Source organism: Halorussus sp. AFM4 (assembly GCF_051194995.1).
Taxonomy (GTDB): Archaea; Halobacteriota; Halobacteria; order Halobacteriales; family Haladaptataceae; genus Halorussus.
Window position 1 is genome coordinate 579,583 of the sequence record NZ_JBNTJT010000001.1, and the last position, 16,117, is coordinate 595,699.

Here is a 16,117-nt window from a genome sequence, read left to right on the forward strand (position 1 = left end):
CAAGGTGGCGTCGACCGTTTTCGGAGTCACCTTGGGGGACCCAGATGCGCGTACTCATCGTTCCTGAACTCTACCGGCCCGACGACGCGACCGCCAACGGCACGCTCAACGACGCGGTGGTGTGGGTGGAGGAGTGGCTCGACGTCGACCCTGACCTCCACGTCTACTGGCTGCTGGCGCCGCCCGAGACCGCGAACTACGACCCCGAGTACGTCCTGGCCGACCGCGACCGGGTGACGCTGATCGAGGCCGAGCCCTTCATGCACGGCCACCGCTACCAGAACGCGTTCACCGAGTCGGGGTACAGCGAGGAGCAACTGGAGGCGCTCGCCGAGGCGACCTACGACCAGTTGGGCTACGTCGACGTGGTGGTCGACCAGCTCCGGCGGGGACGGGCCGACCTCGCCAAGTGGCTGTTCGCGCTCGACGGCCACCGGGTCGGCAAGCCGTGGCCCGTCGACGTCGTCACCAACGTCCACGACCTCCAGCTCCCGTTCAAGTACGCCCACACCGGGTGGCGCGACGAGTTCCAGCGCCGGACCGAGATCAGCGACGCCGTGCTGAGCGACGGGATGTGGTTCAAGGCCGCGGTCGACCTGGAGGGGATGCGGGAGTTCGGCCACGAGTTCCTGCGGGAGTCGGTGGTCGACGCCGCGCTCGACGACGCGGTCCAGACCGGCAGCCCCATCGACTTCTCGCGGTTCGAGGCCGCGTACGCCGACGAGCCCGAGTACCTCCACATCGCGGGCTCCATCTGGGACAAGAAGCAGGTCGGCACGGTGATGGAGATCGCCGAGCTGCTCCACGACCGGTTCGGCATCCGGACCGTGATGACCAGCATGTCCAAGATCCCGGCCGAGTACGCCGACCTGCCGTGGGTCGAGGCCTACCCGCAGGCCTCCCGCGAGGAGTTCGAGGCCGCCCTCCGGAAGGGCGACCTCTGCATCTCGGCGACCGAGTACGAGACGCTGGCCCGGACCTGGTTCGAGCAGGCCGGCAGCGGGCAGGTCCTGATCGCCCGGAACCAGCCGTGGATCTACGACGCCGTGCCCCGGGACTACGAGCTCGCCGGCGCCATCGAGGAGCTGCCCGACCTGGCGGTCTGGGCGGTCGAGCACTGGGACGAGGCGGTCGCCGAGAGCCGGCGGATGCTGGAGTACGCGAAGGAGATCCGGGACCCCGAGCGGTCGGGCCGGCGCACCTACGACGACATGGCCGACCGCGTAGCGGCGAAGGTCGAGGCCTACGAGCCCGACGAGAACGACGAACTCGTCGGAGAAGCGCTGGCGGAGGTCGGCGACTCGTTCGGCCTCGACGACCTCAACCGGGCGACCGCCGACCACACCGACGACGGCGAGCCCGTCCTCGACGGCGACTGCGCGCTGAGCGAGGTGGTGTTCGCGCTCCGGCGCCGGGGGTACGCCGACACCGGCGAGCCGGGGACGCCCGTCTTCGAGCGGCGGGAGTAGGCCGACGGCTGGCTACTCCCGGCGGTCGTCGGTCGTCGACTCCGGCGGCGCGTCGAGGTCGCCGGACCGCGCTGACTCGCCGGACTGCGCCGCATCGCCGGACCGCGCCGCCCCGCCGTCCGCGGTGCGCTCGCGTCCCGAGAGGGCGGCGACGGGCGGGCGGACGCCGACGTGACGGTGGGTCGCCGACCGGCCCAGCGTCCCGGAGGTGGGCGTGTCGGGTTCGACGTCGAACTCGCCGCGCTCGACCAGTTCCGGCACGATGACCCGGACGAAGTGGACCACCAGCACGAGCAGCAGCGGACCCAGGAACAGCCCGTACCAGCCGAACAGCACCGGCCCCAGCACGTACGCCAGCATCACGAGCCCGGTGTGGAGGTCCCGGCCCGAGACGTACGGCCGGAGCAGCAGCTCCGGAGCCGTGTCCACGATCACGAACGACACCAGCAGGAACAGCGCCGGGAACCACAGCAGCCTGGGGTCGGTCGCGGCCGCGACGACGGCCAGCACGATGCCGAGCGGGACGTAGACCAGCTTCATCCCGACGACCGGGATCAGGCTGGCGAGGCCGGTCAGCAGGCCCAGCAGGGTCGGCGAGGGGACCGAGACGGCGGCCGGGGCCGCCATGTCGAGGGCGTTGAACACCACCGCGGCGACGATGGCGATGACGAACGCGGTCAGGATGTTGCCGAAGTACACCGTCTCGAGGTCGTCGTCGACCGCCCGGGCGAACGCGACCGTTGGGCTGTCATCGCCGGCGACCTCGTCGCGGAACCACGCCGCGAGCCGGTGGTCGTCCCGGAGCAGGTAGAACGCGACCACGAGCACGATGACGATGCCCAGCGCGGCGCTGGCCAGGACGCCCAGCACCGCGACGACCGACGCCAGGATCTCGCGGACGGCGTCGGCGCCGCGCTCGGCGGCGAACTGCCGGAGCTGCTGCTGGAGCCGCTGGGGCGTCGTCTGGAGGAGCCCGGACAGCTGCTGCACGTCGAGCAGCCGCGCCAGGTTCAGTTCGCTCCCGACCACGCCCTCGAGCTCGTCGGCGCCGACCCCCGCCAGCGAGCTCAGCTCGCGGACGCTGACGACCACGGTGTAGCCCAGCAGGACCAGCCCGGGCAGCGCCAGCCCGAACAGCGCCGTCACGGCGGTCAGCGTCGGCTGCCCGATCCGGCCGAGCAGCGGCCGGTACATCGGCCGGGTCGCGTAGTAGACGAACAGCCCGAGCAGGAAGGTGCCCAGGAACGACGCGACGACGTAGCCGACCGCGACCGCCAGCCCGACCGCGACCAGCCACCACGCGATGCGCTCGCGGTCGAACGAGAACTCCCGTACCCAGCCCATGCCAGATTCTTCGGCTCGCGGACAATAAGTCGTCGGGCAGCTCGGCGGCCAGTCGACGCCGCCGGGGAGTTCCGGAAGCGGGGACCGACCTCAGAACAGCGGTTCGCCCTTCGTCTCCCGGCCGAACGCGAGGACGACCAGGCCGCCGAGGACGAAGGCGACCGCGAGGGGCGCGAGCGCCGTGAGGTAGCCGGTCTCGACCAGCGCGCCCGCCAGGACGGGGCCGACGACCGCGCCGATCTTGCCGACCCCGCCCGCGAACCCGTTGCCGGTGCCCCGGACCTCGGTGGGGAACAGTTCGGGCGTGTAGGCGTAGATGGCGCCCCACGCGCCGAGGGTGAAGAAGCTCGCGGCGAGTAGGCCGCCGAAAAACGGCCAGAAGCCCGACAGCCCCGCGCCGAACAGCGAGACGTCGGGCATCGAGGCCGCGAAGACGAACGTGAACACGCCCGACAGCACGAGGTAGCTCCCGAGCGTGGGCTTGCGGCCGATCCTCTCGACCAGGTAGGCCGCGCTGAAGTAGCCCGGGAACTGGACCAGCCCGATGAGCAGGAAGTAGACGTAGAGGCCCTCGACCGTCAGGCCGGCGACGGAGATGCCCTCGACGACCCCGGCCGCACCGACCGTCTGGGGCAGCCAGATGAACACGCCGTAGTAGCCGAAGTTGACCGCGAACCACGCCGCGGCGATCATCGCCGTGCGCTTGCGGAGGTCGGGCTCGAACAGCCGGCCGTAGCTCGGCGACGAGCCGGTCTCGACCGACGCGGCGGAGATGGGCGTGAACTCCTCGCCGTTCTCCTCGGCGATCTCGCGGATGCGGTCGTTGGCGGCGTCGACGTCGCCCTTCCGGGCGAGGTAGTAGGGCGTCTCCCGGAGCTGGCTCCGGATGACGAACACGAGCAGCGCCGGGAACGCCGCGCTGGCGAACAGCAGCCGCCAGCCGGCGACGTCGCCCAGGACGGGGACCGCGACGGCGCCGGCGGGGCCGGCCAGCGCCGAGAGGAACACCCACGCCAGCACGACCGCGAGGACGTTGCCCAGCGGCCAGAACGCGTCGAGGTAGACGAGGTAGCGGCCCCGCCGGTCGGTCGGCAGGTGCTCGGAGAGGTAGGAGGTGTCGACCGCGAGCGCGCCGCCCAGCCCCACGCCCGTCAGGAACCGGAGCGCGAACCCCGAGTAGAAGCCGGTGGCGAACGCGGTCAGGCCGGCGAACAGCGAGTAGGTGAGCACCGTCCACTGGAAGGCGTCGATGCGACCGTGCTCGTCGGCGTACCGGCCCCAGACCCAGTTGCCGGCGATCATGCCCATCAGGCTCGCGCTCCCGAGGAGCCCGGCGCTCAGCCCCGACAGCCCCCAGGCGGAGATGAGGACCGGCAGGGTGAAGCTGATGATGATGACCTCCATCCCGTCGAACGCCCACGCGCTCCCGCAGATGGCGAGCAGTCGGCGGTGGAACCGCCCGACCGGGATGCGGTCCATCACCTGCGAGACGGTCACGCGCTCCTCCGTCCGGACTCCGTCTGTCATGGTTTCCCTTCGGAGGAGGTGCGTATCGGACGTACTTAAGAGTAGGGAGTTTCGGCCACAGTCGCCGTTTTTGGAGAACATTTCTCTTCAATATCCGAGTCCGATTTGCCGTGCTGTTGCGTCGACCGGCTCCGAGACGCATCGCCGGTGTCACCGGATCGAATCCGCCGACGCCATCGGGTGATTGGCCGAGTCGGTGGCCGCGACGCCGACCGGTCTCCGGCGAGCGCGAAAGGCTGGATATAAGTACGCCCGTAGCCGAATTCAGGGGTATGAAGGACCAAGGCGGTTCCACGCGCAAGCGCACCGGCGGCCGACTCCGACCCTCCCACAAGAAGAAGAAGCACGAACTGGGCCGCGAGCCCACCGAGACCACCGTGGGCGAGCAGCGGCTCCGGACCACCGACGCCCGGGGCAACACCCAGAAGGTCCGCGCGCTCTCGACGGACGTGGCCAGCGTCGCGGTCGACGGCGAGACCGTCCAGGCCGAGATCGAGGACGTCGTCGAGAACGACGCCAACCCCAACTACGTCCGGCGGAACATCATCACGAAGGGCGCCATCATCGAGACCAGCGAGGGCCGCGCCCGGGTCACCTCCCGACCCGGCCAGACCGGCAACGTCAACGCGGTCCTGGTCGACGAGGAGTAGAGCGACGCTGTTTTTCCTGGCTCGGCATCACTTCCGCGGTAGCGGAGCCGAACGTCCGGTTCAGGGCGTCGCGTCGTCCGCGCCCTCCAGCCCCGAGTCCGTGATGCGGAACTTGGCCTTCTCGCCCGCGAGCTTGGCGCGGTGCTTCTCGAGGGTCGCCCGTCGGTTCCCGCCGCGGAACCGCTCGATGCGGACCACGGTGCCGGTCCAGTGCTCCAGGGTGTGGCCCCCGAGCGGCCGGGTGCGGTCGCTGTCGGGGTCGGTGTACACCTGGTTGGTGAGCACGACCGCCAGGTCGTGCTTGCGCGCCAGCGACAGCAGGTGGGTGACCTGGCTGGCGACCTCCCGGAGCGCCTCGCCGCCCTCCTCGTCCTCGGCCCGCTGGAGCCGGTAGAACCCGGTCGCGCTGTCGAGCACCACCAGGTCGGCCCGGTCGGCGAGCTCGGCGACGTCGCGGACCGCCTGCTCCTGCTCGTCGAAGTCGTAGGCCTCCTTGACGATGATGCGGGAGGTCAGGTCCTCGACGTCGTCCGCGCCGCCCGCGGCGTCCGCGCGGGCCTCGGCGACCTGTCGGAACCGCGCCAGCGACAGCCCCTCGGTGTCGATGTACACCGCGGTGCCGCCGCCGGCGGCGACCTCGACCGCCGCGCCCAGCGCGACGTTGGTCTTGCCCGCGGCGGGCGGACCGTACACCTGCGTGACGGTCCCGGCCTCGAATCCGCCGCCCAGCAGGTCGTCGAGCGGCCCGCACCCGGTCGGAATGGCCTCTTCGTTCACGACCGGCGGTTGGGGCTACCCCGCCAAAAGCCTCCGGATTCGCGTCAGCGACTCCGTCGGGGCGCCGGGTTCCGGCCGCGGAGGGTCCGCGAGACGCCGCGGCGAACCCGGTTTCCTCGGAACTGGCGGACGGTAAAACCATTCGGCCGAGCGGTATTGATAACCGTTAACAATAACCACGGTGACGGAGAGATTTGGTCCGCATGTCGGGGGAAACCAGACGAACGCGGAGAACGTACTTGAAAGCGCTCGGCGGCGTGGGGGCCGCCGGAGTGACGGGCCTGGCGACCACCGGATCGGCCGCCGGCCGGCAGGGCGGTCCGATCCCGATGGGGTCGCTCGTGCCGGTGACCGGGTCGGCGAGCCCGTACGGCGAGGGGATGCAGCGGGCGGTCAACATCGCCGTGCAGGACGTCAACGACGCCGGCGGCCCGCTCGGTCGGCAGATAGACATGACGAACCGGGACACCGAGACGAAGCCGAGTCGGGCGGTGGTGAAGCTCCGGAGCCTCATCAGCGAGCAGAACATCGTCGGGTTCGTCGGGGCCTTCTCCAGCGGGGTCTCGACCACGCTCGCGCCGGTCGCGGCCGACAGCAGGGTGATGGAGGTGAGCCACGGCAGCACCAGCCCGGTGCTCGCGGAGGCGGGCTACCGCGACGGGGTGAAGTACTTCGCGCGCACCTCGCCCAACGACGCCCAGCAGGGCATCGTGATGGCCCGGGCGATGGAGAACCAGGTCGGCGCGAGCACGGTGGCGTTCCTCCACGTCGACAACCCGTACGGCGCCGGCCTCGCGGAGAAGGCCAGCCAGGCGTTCGGCGGCGAGACGACCGCGGTGGTCGGCTACGGCCAGGACACGACCGACTTCACCTCGACGCTGGACAACGTGTTCGCCGACGACCCGGACGCGGTCGGGTTCATCGGCTACCCGGGCAACGCCCGGACCATCTTCCGGCAGTGGTCGAACGGGGGCTACGGCGGCCAGTGGGTGCTCAGCGAGGCGGTCAACTCCCCGGAGTTCATCAGCAGCATGGGCGACATCCTGGAGGGGATGTACCTCGCGTCGCCGAGCCCGGAGTCGACCGAGGGCCGAGAGCGCTACCTGGAGAAGATCGGCGACGCGAACACCCTGTTCGCGCCCCACGCCTACGACGCCCTCTTCCTCCAGGCGCTCGCCATGCAGAAGGCGGGCGAGGCCTCGGGGACCGCCATCGCCCGGAACATCCGGTCGGTGTCGCGGCCGCCGGGCACCACCGTCACTGTCGGGGAGTTCCAGCGGGCGAAGGACCTGCTGGCGAACGGCGAGCAGATCAACTACCAGGGCGCGTCGAGCCCGGTCGACCTCAACGAGCGGCTCGAACCCCTCAACCGGTTCGCGCTGCTCCGCATCTCGGGCGGGGAGACCCAGACGGTCGAGACCATCCCGCGGTCGTTCTTCCGGGGGAAGCTGTACGACGACGGCAGCGGGACGGCGACCACGACGAGTTCCTGACTGACACTCCGAGCGCGGCCGGCGCGCCGGTCGGTCCGGAAGCGTCGGTCGGTCCGGAGAGCGCCCGCCGCGGCGCGAACGTCGAACGCCGCGAGCGCCCCGGGCGAGCGTCCCGGTGCCCGCGCCGACGGCCGAGACGCCGCCGTCCGGGGCTGTCGCGGCCCGCACTCGGGTTTCAGCGTCCAAGTCGCTCGCCGGACTTCTCCGCTGGGGGTGACGTCCCGATGTCCGTACCGCGACCGGACCCGCGCGGAACTGGTAACCGAATCAACTACTATCGTATTATTTTATATTATCCAACGTTGCACTTCGTCTAGCATGATCGTCGCGACCGTGCTCGAGTGCCCCCAGTGCTCGGAGGAACACCAGGCGGAGTTCACGGGGCGACTCGTCGACGGCGACGGGGTGTGGCGGATGCGGTGCTGCGGCGCGCTCGCCGACGGCCCGCACCCCGAAGCGGGGTGACCGGGGGCGCCTGTCGGCCCCGAGCGCGCGGGGCGGTCCGCCGACGCGGCGGGAGCCCGGAGAACGGGGAGTTCGGACCGCGCCCCGGTTCGAGTCAAACGCGTCGAGTCCGAGTCGGACGCCCCCGGACGGAGGCAGATGCACTTTTCATCCCCGGCGGCCAAGCGCGAACCGTGACAGTCGTCGTCGCCACAGCGGACTTCGAGGTGTACCACGGGGTGGTCAACGAGCTTCGCGACCGGGGCGTGACCTTCACCACGGTCGAGCCCGGCGACCCGCTGCCGGACGGCGCGACGGTGCTGATCCGCGCCGAGAGCGACGAGGACGCTGCGGAAGTCGAGAGCGACGCGGACGCCGCGGAGGGCGAGCCCGCTGCCGGCGCCGACGGCGTGGAGACGGTCGTCGCCGACCCCGAGGACCCCCGACGGGCGGTCGACGAGGCGCTGGCCCGGCTCCGGGGCGGCGAGGGCCGGACCGTCGTGGGGGTCGACCCCGGCACCCGGCCCGGCATCGCGGTGCTGTCGGGCGACGTGGTGGTGGCGGCGTTCCACGTCCCGCTGGCCGACGTGGCCGAGACGGTCCGGCGGGAGGTCGCCGACGCGGTCGACCCCGTGGTCCGCATCGGCGACGGCGCGCGGCTCCAGGGCGCCCAGCTCGTCCGCGAGCTCGAGGACGTGCCGGTCGAGCTCGTCGACGAGACCGGGACCACGCCCTACCTCGGGACGGGCGCCCGCGGCATGGGCGACGTGCTGGCCGCGGTCAACATCGCCCGGCTGGAGGGCGAGCGCGTCGAGGGCCGGGACGTCGAACCCACCGCCGGCGAGCTCCAGGTCATCCAGAACCGGTCGCGCGAGCGGGCCGACGACAACCGGGAGATCGACGAGGAGCTGGCCCGGCGCGTGGCGGCCGGCGACCTCACCCTCGAGGAGGCGATGGACGAGCACCGGAACGGCGACCGGTAGCCCGAGGCCGGATTACGAGCCCCTCGCCGCGTTCTCGGCCCGCCGCATGACCTCCCGGACGGGGACGTCCGCCTCGCTGGCGACCGCCTCGCAGTCGTCGTACTCCGCGCTCACGTCGTACACCTCGCCCGAATCGTCGCTGGCGACCTTCACGTCGACCTCGTGGCGCTCGCCGCCGACCTCGACCGCGACCGTCTCGACGTCCCGGTTCGCGATCCAGCGGTGGGTCGCGCCGGTCTGGCGGACCCCGAGCGTGCCGGTCTCCTCGGCGAGGCGACGGGCGACGGCCTGGGCGTCGTCGGGCTTGCAGATGACCCGCACGAGGTGGCCCGGCCGGGACTTCTTCATCGTGAGCGGGACGATCGACACGTCCCGCGCCCCGACCGCCGCCAGCGAGTCGTGGAGGCCGCCCAGTAGCTCGGGCGCGGCGTCGTCGAGGTTGGTCTCGAGGACCGCCACGTCGTCGTAGACGAGTTCGCCGTGCGGTCCGCCCGCCGCTGCGGCCTCGGTCCCGTCCGCCTCGTCGCCGGGGCCGTCGCTCTCGCCGACCATCGCCCGGAGGACGTTGGGGTGGTCCGGGAAGTCGTACCCGCCGGCGCCGTAGCCCGAGTCGTCGACCCGGAGCGGGGGCAGCGAGTCGACGCCCTCGGCGAAGTGGGCGAGGATCGCCGCGCCGGTCGGCGTGAGCAGTTCGGCCTCGACCGGACCGCCCCGGAGCGCCCAGTCGGCGCGCTCGGCGATCTCGACCACCGCGGGCGTGGGAACCGGGTAGGTGCCGTGGCTCATCTCGACGTCGCCGCCGCCGGTGGCGAGCGGCGTCGTCACGACGCGCTCGGGGTCCAGGTCGTGGACGAGCAGCGCCGCGCCGACCACGTCGGCGATGGCGTCGTCCGCGCCGACCTCGTGGAAGTGGGTCGATTCGAGGTCGGTGCCGTGGACGCCCGCCTCGGCCTCGCCCAGTATCTCGAAGACCGCCAGGGCGTCGGCCTCGACCGGTTCGGGCAGGTCCATCGACTCGACGATGTCGACCACCTCGGGGTAGGTCCGGAGCGGGCCGGCCCCCTCGGCGTGGGTGTGGTCGTGCGAGTGACCGTGGCCCTTCGAATGGTCGTGTCCGTGGCCGTCGTGGTTCTCGTGCGAATGGTCGTGGTCACCGTCGCCGTGTTCGTGGGCGTGGTGGGCGTCCTGCGAGTCGTGGGCGTGCGAGTGACCGCCTCCGTGTGAATGGCCTCGATTGTGCGAGTGACCGCCTTCGCCCGCGTCGTCGTGAGCGACGGCGTCGTCGTCCTCCAGCAGGACCGAGACCGCGGTGGCCGAGATGCCGTTCTTCAGGGTCTCCCCGACCTCGTAGCGCACCGGCAGGGCGTCCTCGACGGGGGCGAGCGCGCCGCGGTCGGCGCCGGCCGCGAGCAGGGCGGCGAGTATCATGTCGCCGCTGGCGCCCATCCGGCCGTCGAATGCGAGCGTCCTCATGGTTGATGGTGGGTCGCTCGCGGCGAAAAAGGCGGTGATTGTCCGCGCGTCGGGTCCGGACGGCGGAGTTCAGAAGAGGGAACAGGGCGGGAGCGCGCTCCGCCGGAAGACCCATTGCCGTCCGGACCCACGTGACGACACGTATTCGGCGCCCGAACCACGCGACCGGAAAGTACCCCCGAAGGCCAAACGGCTTTGTAGCGCGAACACGTATGCAAAGCCATAGCATGCGCCCCGTCGCGACGACTCCGTCGGCCGATTCAGGACGTATCCCCGGTAGCAAAGGACTTATCCTTCGCGGGCGCGGACCGACAAACAATCCCCGTACTATCGAATCATGAATGAAGTTCAACTAGAGGTGGCAAAGGCGTACCCGAACGACTCGGGTCGCGGAATCGCCCGTCTCGACCCGGACACGCTGCTGCATCTGAAGCTGAGTCCGGGCGACATCATCGAGATCGAAGGCGGCGACACCACCGCGGCGAAGGTGTGGCGCGCGGACCGGCAGGACTGGAACACCGACACCGTCCGCATCGACGGCTTCACCCGGCAGAACGCCGACGTCGGCATCGGCGAGCGCGTCGAGATCCGGAAGGCCGAGGCCGAGAAGGCCGACAAGCTGGTGCTGGCGCCCCCGGAGGAGGCCAGCGTCCAGTTCGGCTCCGACGCCGCCGGCATGGTCAAGCGCCAGATCCTCAAGCGGCCGGTGGTCGAGCGCGACATCGTCCCCGTGATGTCCTCGACCAACCACCCGTTCATGCGGTCGCCGGGCCAGGCCATCCCGCTCATCGCGGTCGAGACCGACCCCGACGGGGTCTGTCTCATCACCGAGGACACCGAGGTCGAGCTCCGCGAGGAGCCCATCTCGGGCTTCGAGAAGACCGGCGGCGGCATCACCTACGAGGACATCGGCGGCCTGGAGAACGAGATCCAGCGCGTCCGGGAGATGGTCGAGCTCCCGATGAAGCACCCCCAGATCTTCAAGAAGCTGGGCATCGAGCCGCCCCAGGGCGTGCTGCTCCACGGCCCGCCCGGCACGGGCAAGACCCTGCTCGCCAAGGCGGTGGCCAACGAGACCTCCGCCAGTTTCTTCTCCATCGCGGGGCCCGAGATCATCTCGAAGTACTACGGGGAGTCCGAGCAGCAGCTCCGGGAGATCTTCGAGGACGCCACCGAGGAGTCGCCCTCCATCATCTTCATCGACGAACTCGACTCCATCGCCCCCAAGCGCGAGGACGTCACCGGCGAGGTCGAGCGCCGCGTGGTCGCCCAGCTGCTGACGATGATGGACGGCCTCGAGTCCCGGGGTCAGGTCATCGTCATCGCCGCCACGAACCGCGTCGACTCGGTCGACCCCGCGCTCCGGCGGCCCGGCCGGTTCGACCGCGAGATCGAGATCGGCGTGCCCGACGAGACCGGCCGCGAGGAGATCCTCCAGATCCACACCCGGGGGATGCCCCTCTCGGACGACGTGGCGCTGGACTCGCTGGCCAACGACACCCACGGCTTCGTCGGCGCCGACATCGAGAGCCTGACCAAGGAGGCCGCGATGAAGGCGCTGCGGCGCTACCTCCCGGAGATCGACCTCGACGAGGAGGACATCCCGCCGAGCCTCATCGACCGGATGATCGTCAAGCGCGAGGACTTCAACGGCGCGCTCAACGAGGTCGAGCCCTCGGCGATGCGCGAGGTCCTCGTCGAACTGCCCAAGATCTCGTGGGACGACGTCGGCGGCCTCGAGGAGGCCCAGCAGCAGGTCAAGGAGAGCGTCGAGTGGCCCCTCTCCTCGCCCGAGAAGTTCCAGCGGCTGGGCATCGAACCGCCGAGCGGCGTGCTGCTGTACGGCCCGCCCGGCACGGGCAAGACCCTGATGGCGAAGGCGGTGGCCAACGAGACCAACGCCAACTTCATCTCGGTCCGCGGGCCCCAGCTGCTGTCGAAGTGGGTCGGCGAGTCCGAGAAGGCCATCCGCCAGACGTTCCGGAAGGCCCGGCAGGTCTCCCCGACCGTCATCTTCTTCGACGAGCTCGACAGCCTCGCGCCCTCGCGCAGCCAGGAGATGGGCTCGAACGTCTCCGAGCGGGTGGTCAACCAGCTGCTGACCGAGCTCGACGGCCTGGAGGACAAGGGCGACGTGATGGTCATCGGCGCGACCAACCGTCCGGACATGATCGACCCGGCGCTGATCCGGTCGGGCCGGTTCGACCGCCTCGTCATGATCGGCCAGCCCGACGAGGAGGGCCGCGAGCAGATCCTGAAGATCCACACCGACGACACGCCGCTGGCCCCGGACGTCAGCCTGCGCGAGCTCGCCGAGATCACCGACGGCTACGTGGGTAGCGACCTCGAGTCCATCGCGCGGGAGGCCGCCATCGAGGCGCTCCGCGAGGACGACGAGGCCACCGAGGTCGGCATGAGCCACTTCCGGCAGGCGATGGAGAACGTCCGGCCCACCATCACCGAGGACCTGCTCGACTACTACGAGCAGATGGAGGACGAGTTCAAGGGCGGCTCCTCCAGCCCGACCCAGGGCCGGCGCGGCGGCCGCATCGGCTTCCAGTAACCCGCTGCTACTAGCTTTTCGAGGGGTCGCGCAACGGCCCCGGCGTTTCTGCGGACGGAACCACGGACGCGTTCCAGTTCGGGGGACTTCTCCGACGAGCCCAGGGACAACCGCCAGCACGTCGCTCGCGGCGTCCGGCGAGCGAGGCGCCGGACCTCGTCGGGTTTCCCGGCAGCGTGTCCGTCGAGGGGAACCGCCAGCGGACGCGAATATCGTGGTTGATAATCTCAAGCAGAGTTATGTACGGACCGGAATAGGTTTCGGACATGACCCTCGGCACGCTCGTTCCCGACCTCGTCCGGCGGAGCTACCTCCGGAAGTTCGCGGCGGTCCTGCTGGTGGCGCTCGTCGTGGTCGGCGGGTACGGGATGTGGACCCAGAGCCAGGCCTCGGCCACGCTCGAGCGCCAGACCCACACCGAACTGCGGACGTTCGCGTCGCTCCAGGCGACCCAGCTCCACGAGTGGATCGAGGAGCGCAAGCGGCTGGCCGGCATCATCGCCGAGCAGGGCGAGATGCAGAGCGGCGAGCCGACCACGATCAAGATCGAGTTCCACGAGCAGCTCCAGAACGCGCCCGACGACACGGAGGCGATCCACTACGTCGACGTCGATTCCCGGGAGATCCGGTCCAGTACCGCCTCGGGAGTCGAGGGGAAGTCGCTCGATCAACTCGGCGTGACGTGGATGAACGGGACGTTCGACCTCGAGAACGAGCAGGACCGGGCGGTGTCTCAGACTTACTCGCGCGACGGCGAGAAGCGCGTCGCGTTCGCGGCGCCGGTGTGGGGGCAGAACGCGGCGGTCGTCGTCACCTTCAACGCCACGGCGCGCGGGGATAGCTTCCGCAAGCCGGTCGAGGGGACCGTCACGCGGGTCGTCAACGCCAACGGGACGGTGGTCCTCTCGGACACCGGAGACGACCTCCTCGAGACCTACGGCGACGGGAGTTCGATGGCGGTCGAACGCGGCCTCCGGGGCAACGCGGCGGTCATGGAGATGAGCCAGCCGATGGAGGGCGTCATCGACTCGAAGCACCTGATGGCGTACGCCCCCGTCGCGGGGACCGACTGGGTCGTGCTGATGCACGTCCCGCAGTCGACCGCCTACGCGGTGATGTCCGGCATCGAGTCCAACCTGCTGGTGCTGGTCGGGCTGGTCGCGCTCGGGTTCGCCTTCGTGGGCGCGACCCTCGGACGGACCACCGCCAACGCGCTCGACGACATTTCGGAGAAGGCCGCGGCCATCGCCGACGGCGACCTCAGCGTGCAACTCGACGAGAGCGACCGCATCGACGAGGTCGGAGAGGTCCAGGACGCGTTCGTCTCGATGCGAGCGTACCTCGACACGGCCGCGGACCAGGCGACCGCCATCGCGAACCGGGAGTTCGACGCGCCCGTGATGGACGAGGACGTGCCGGGCGAGTTCGGCGAGACGCTCCGGACGATGAGCGCCGACCTCGAAGCGCTCATCGACGACATCGAGCAAACCCGGGCCGAGGCCCAGCGGGCCCGGACGGAGGCCGAGGACCTCAACGCCGCGCTCGAACGGAAGGCCGCCGAGTTCGGTGACGTCATGGCGGAGGCCGCCGACGGCGACCTCACCAGGCGGATGGATCCCGAGAGCCGGAGCGACGCGATGGCAGAGATCGCCGAGCAGTTCAACGAGATGATGGACGCGCTCGAACGCACGACCGGCCGCATCAAGGCGTTCTCGACGCGGGTGGCCGACGCGAGCGAAGAGGCCACCGAGGGCGTGCGCGAGGTCGAGCAGACGAGCGAGCGGGTCGCCGACTCCATCGAGGAGATCTCGACCGGCGCGGTCGAGCAGGCCGAGCACCTCGACGAGGTGACCGGGGAGATGAGCACCCTCTCGGCGACCATCGAGGAGGTCGCGGCCTCCGCCGACGAGGTCGCGAGCCTCTCCGAGCAGGCCGCCCGGGAGGGCCGGTCGGGTCGCGAGGTGGCCGGCGAGGCCATCGAGGAGATGGACCGGATCGAGGAGACGACCGTCGAGACCGTCGAAACCGTCGAACGGCTCGACGACGAGATGGCCCAGATCGGCGCCATCGTCGAGATGATCGACGACATCGCCGAGCAGACCAACGTCCTGGCGCTCAACGCGTCCATCGAGGCGGCGCGGGCCGGGGAAGCCGGCGAGGGCTTCGCCGTGGTCGCCAGCGAGGTCAAGGACCTCGCCGAGGACACCCGGGACGCCACCCAGGAGATCGGCGACCTCATCGAGCGCGTCCAGGACTCGACGTCCGAGACGGTCGCCGAGATGCAGGAGATGCGCGAGCGGGTCGACGCCGGCGCGGAAACCATCGACGAGGGCCTCGGCGCGCTCGACGAGGTGGTCGAGTCGGTGGCGGAGGCGAACACGGGCGTCCAGGAGATCCACGGGGCGACCGACGAGCAGGCCACGACGACCGAGGAGGTCGTCGCGATGGCCGGCGAGGTCGCCGACATCAGCGAGCAGACCTCCTCGGAGGCCGAGACGGTTTCGGCGGCGGCCGAGGAGCAGACCGCGTCGCTGCGCCAGGTCCGCACGGAGGTCGAGGCGCTGTCGGCGCAGTCCGACGACCTCGACGAGCTGCTCGACGGCTTCGACGTGTCCGAGGAGTTCGATCGGGACGCAGCGACCGAATCCGGGCGAATCGCGACGGCCGGGGCGGCGACTGAGGGCGCCCGGGGACCGACCCGCGCTCAGTAGATGAGTTCGTCGTCGTTCTCGACCATGTAGAGGGTCCGGGCCGCGATGTTGACCGCGTGGTCGCCCACCCGTTCGAGGTCCCGGACCGTAAGCAGGAGCCGGGAGACGTCCTGGAGGAGCTGTTCGACCTCCTCCTCGGTGTTGTTCTCGAGTTCGGTCTCGATGAGGTCCCGGACCACCAGCTCGCTGGCCCGCTCGCACAGCGCGTCGAGGTCGTCGTCGCGCTCGGCGATGCCGTAGCAGCCCTCGGCGTCCTCCTCGGCGTAGGCCTCCATCGCGTCGTCGATCATGTCGAGGGTGATGGTGCCCAGCTCCTGGATGTCGACCTCGGGGAACACGTCGTGGTTGGCGTCGAGGGTGTAGTCGCCGAGGTTGGTGGCGAGGTCGCCGATGCGCTCGAGGTCGGTGATGATCTTGAACGACGCCGCGATGAACCGGAGGTCGCCGGCGACGGGCTGCTGGAGCGCCAGCAGGTCGATGCAGTCCTGTTCGAGCTCCAGGTAGAGCTGGTTGACCTCCTCGTCGCCGTCGATGACCTCCCAGGCGAGGTCGTCGTCCTTCTGCTCGAGGGCGTCGAGTCCCATGCGAAGCCGCTCCATCACGACCTCGCTCATGTAGAGGACGTTCTCGCGGAGGTCGGTGAGCTTCTGCTGGTAGTCCTCTCGGGGCATACCTACGCATGC

Annotated in this window: 12 protein-coding genes; 7 read left to right on the forward strand and 5 right to left on the reverse strand. The window is 70.4% G+C overall.

Features of this window, described 5'->3' with window-relative positions:
* The first annotated feature begins 44 nt into the window (after window positions 1–44).
* Window positions 45–1,469 carry a glycosyltransferase family 1 protein gene (locus ACQUQF_RS02905; protein WP_435175539.1) on the forward strand — a complete coding sequence of 475 codons (1,425 nt, stop codon included), beginning with the start codon at window positions 45–47 and terminating at the stop codon, window positions 1,467–1,469.
* Window positions 1,470–1,481: 12 nt separating this feature from the next.
* Here the strand turns inward: ACQUQF_RS02905 and ACQUQF_RS02910 are convergent, their stop codons facing one another.
* Both ACQUQF_RS02910 and ACQUQF_RS02915 read right to left on the reverse strand, forming a co-directional pair.
* Window positions 1,482–2,813: an AI-2E family transporter gene (locus ACQUQF_RS02910; RefSeq protein WP_435175541.1), complete on the reverse strand. Its 1,332-nt coding sequence runs from the start codon at window positions 2,811–2,813 to the stop codon at window positions 1,482–1,484.
* A gap of 90 nt (window positions 2,814–2,903) precedes the next feature.
* Window positions 2,904–4,340, reverse strand: coding sequence for an MFS transporter (locus ACQUQF_RS02915; RefSeq protein WP_435175543.1), 1,437 nt, complete (start codon window positions 4,338–4,340; stop codon window positions 2,904–2,906).
* 272 nt (window positions 4,341–4,612) lie between these two features.
* On the opposite strand from ACQUQF_RS02915, the gene ACQUQF_RS02920 reads away from it, so the two are divergent.
* A complete protein-coding gene (locus ACQUQF_RS02920) occupies window positions 4,613–4,990 on the forward strand; it encodes a 30S ribosomal protein S8e (protein ID WP_435175545.1) in 378 nt (125 codons plus the stop codon).
* 60 nt (window positions 4,991–5,050) lie between these two features.
* Here the strand turns inward: ACQUQF_RS02920 and radB are convergent, their stop codons facing one another.
* Entirely contained in the window at window positions 5,051–5,767 is a 717-nt protein-coding gene (radB, locus tag ACQUQF_RS02925) for a DNA repair and recombination protein RadB (protein ID WP_435175547.1), read from the reverse strand.
* Between the two features lie 239 nt (window positions 5,768–6,006).
* On the opposite strand from radB, the gene ACQUQF_RS02930 reads away from it, so the two are divergent.
* From ACQUQF_RS02930 to ACQUQF_RS02940, 3 genes are all read left to right on the forward strand, one after another.
* Window positions 6,007–7,260 carry an ABC transporter substrate-binding protein gene (locus ACQUQF_RS02930; protein WP_435175549.1) on the forward strand — a complete coding sequence of 418 codons (1,254 nt, stop codon included), beginning with the start codon at window positions 6,007–6,009 and terminating at the stop codon, window positions 7,258–7,260.
* Window positions 7,261–7,578: 318 nt separating this feature from the next.
* Window positions 7,579–7,725 carry a hypothetical protein gene (locus tag ACQUQF_RS02935; RefSeq protein ID WP_162829524.1) on the forward strand — a complete coding sequence of 49 codons (147 nt, stop codon included), beginning with the start codon at window positions 7,579–7,581 and terminating at the stop codon, window positions 7,723–7,725.
* A gap of 173 nt (window positions 7,726–7,898) precedes the next feature.
* Window positions 7,899–8,687: a hypothetical protein gene (locus ACQUQF_RS02940; RefSeq protein ID WP_435175551.1), complete on the forward strand. Its 789-nt coding sequence runs from the start codon at window positions 7,899–7,901 to the stop codon at window positions 8,685–8,687.
* 12 nt (window positions 8,688–8,699) lie between these two features.
* Here the strand turns inward: ACQUQF_RS02940 and larC are convergent, their stop codons facing one another.
* On the reverse strand, window positions 8,700–10,160 hold the full coding sequence (larC, locus tag ACQUQF_RS02945; protein ID WP_435175553.1) for a nickel pincer cofactor biosynthesis protein LarC: 1,461 nt from the start codon (window positions 10,158–10,160) through the stop codon (window positions 8,700–8,702).
* 337 nt (window positions 10,161–10,497) lie between these two features.
* On the opposite strand from larC, the gene ACQUQF_RS02950 reads away from it, so the two are divergent.
* Together ACQUQF_RS02950 and ACQUQF_RS02955 are read left to right on the forward strand one after the other, a co-directional pair.
* On the forward strand, window positions 10,498–12,723 hold the full coding sequence (locus tag ACQUQF_RS02950) for a CDC48 family AAA ATPase (RefSeq protein WP_435175555.1): 2,226 nt from the start codon (window positions 10,498–10,500) through the stop codon (window positions 12,721–12,723).
* Between the two features lie 266 nt (window positions 12,724–12,989).
* The gene (locus ACQUQF_RS02955; RefSeq protein WP_435175557.1) at window positions 12,990–15,434 is read left to right on the forward strand and encodes a methyl-accepting chemotaxis protein; all 2,445 of its coding nucleotides are present in this window, start codon (window positions 12,990–12,992) and stop codon (window positions 15,432–15,434) included.
* Here the strand turns inward: ACQUQF_RS02955 and phoU are convergent.
* Window positions 15,428–16,105: a phosphate signaling complex protein PhoU gene (gene phoU / locus ACQUQF_RS02960; RefSeq protein WP_435175559.1), complete on the reverse strand. Its 678-nt coding sequence runs from the start codon at window positions 16,103–16,105 to the stop codon at window positions 15,428–15,430. The two genes, ACQUQF_RS02955 and phoU, sit on opposite strands and share 7 nt — an antisense overlap.
* Window positions 16,106–16,117: the final 12 nt, after the last annotated feature.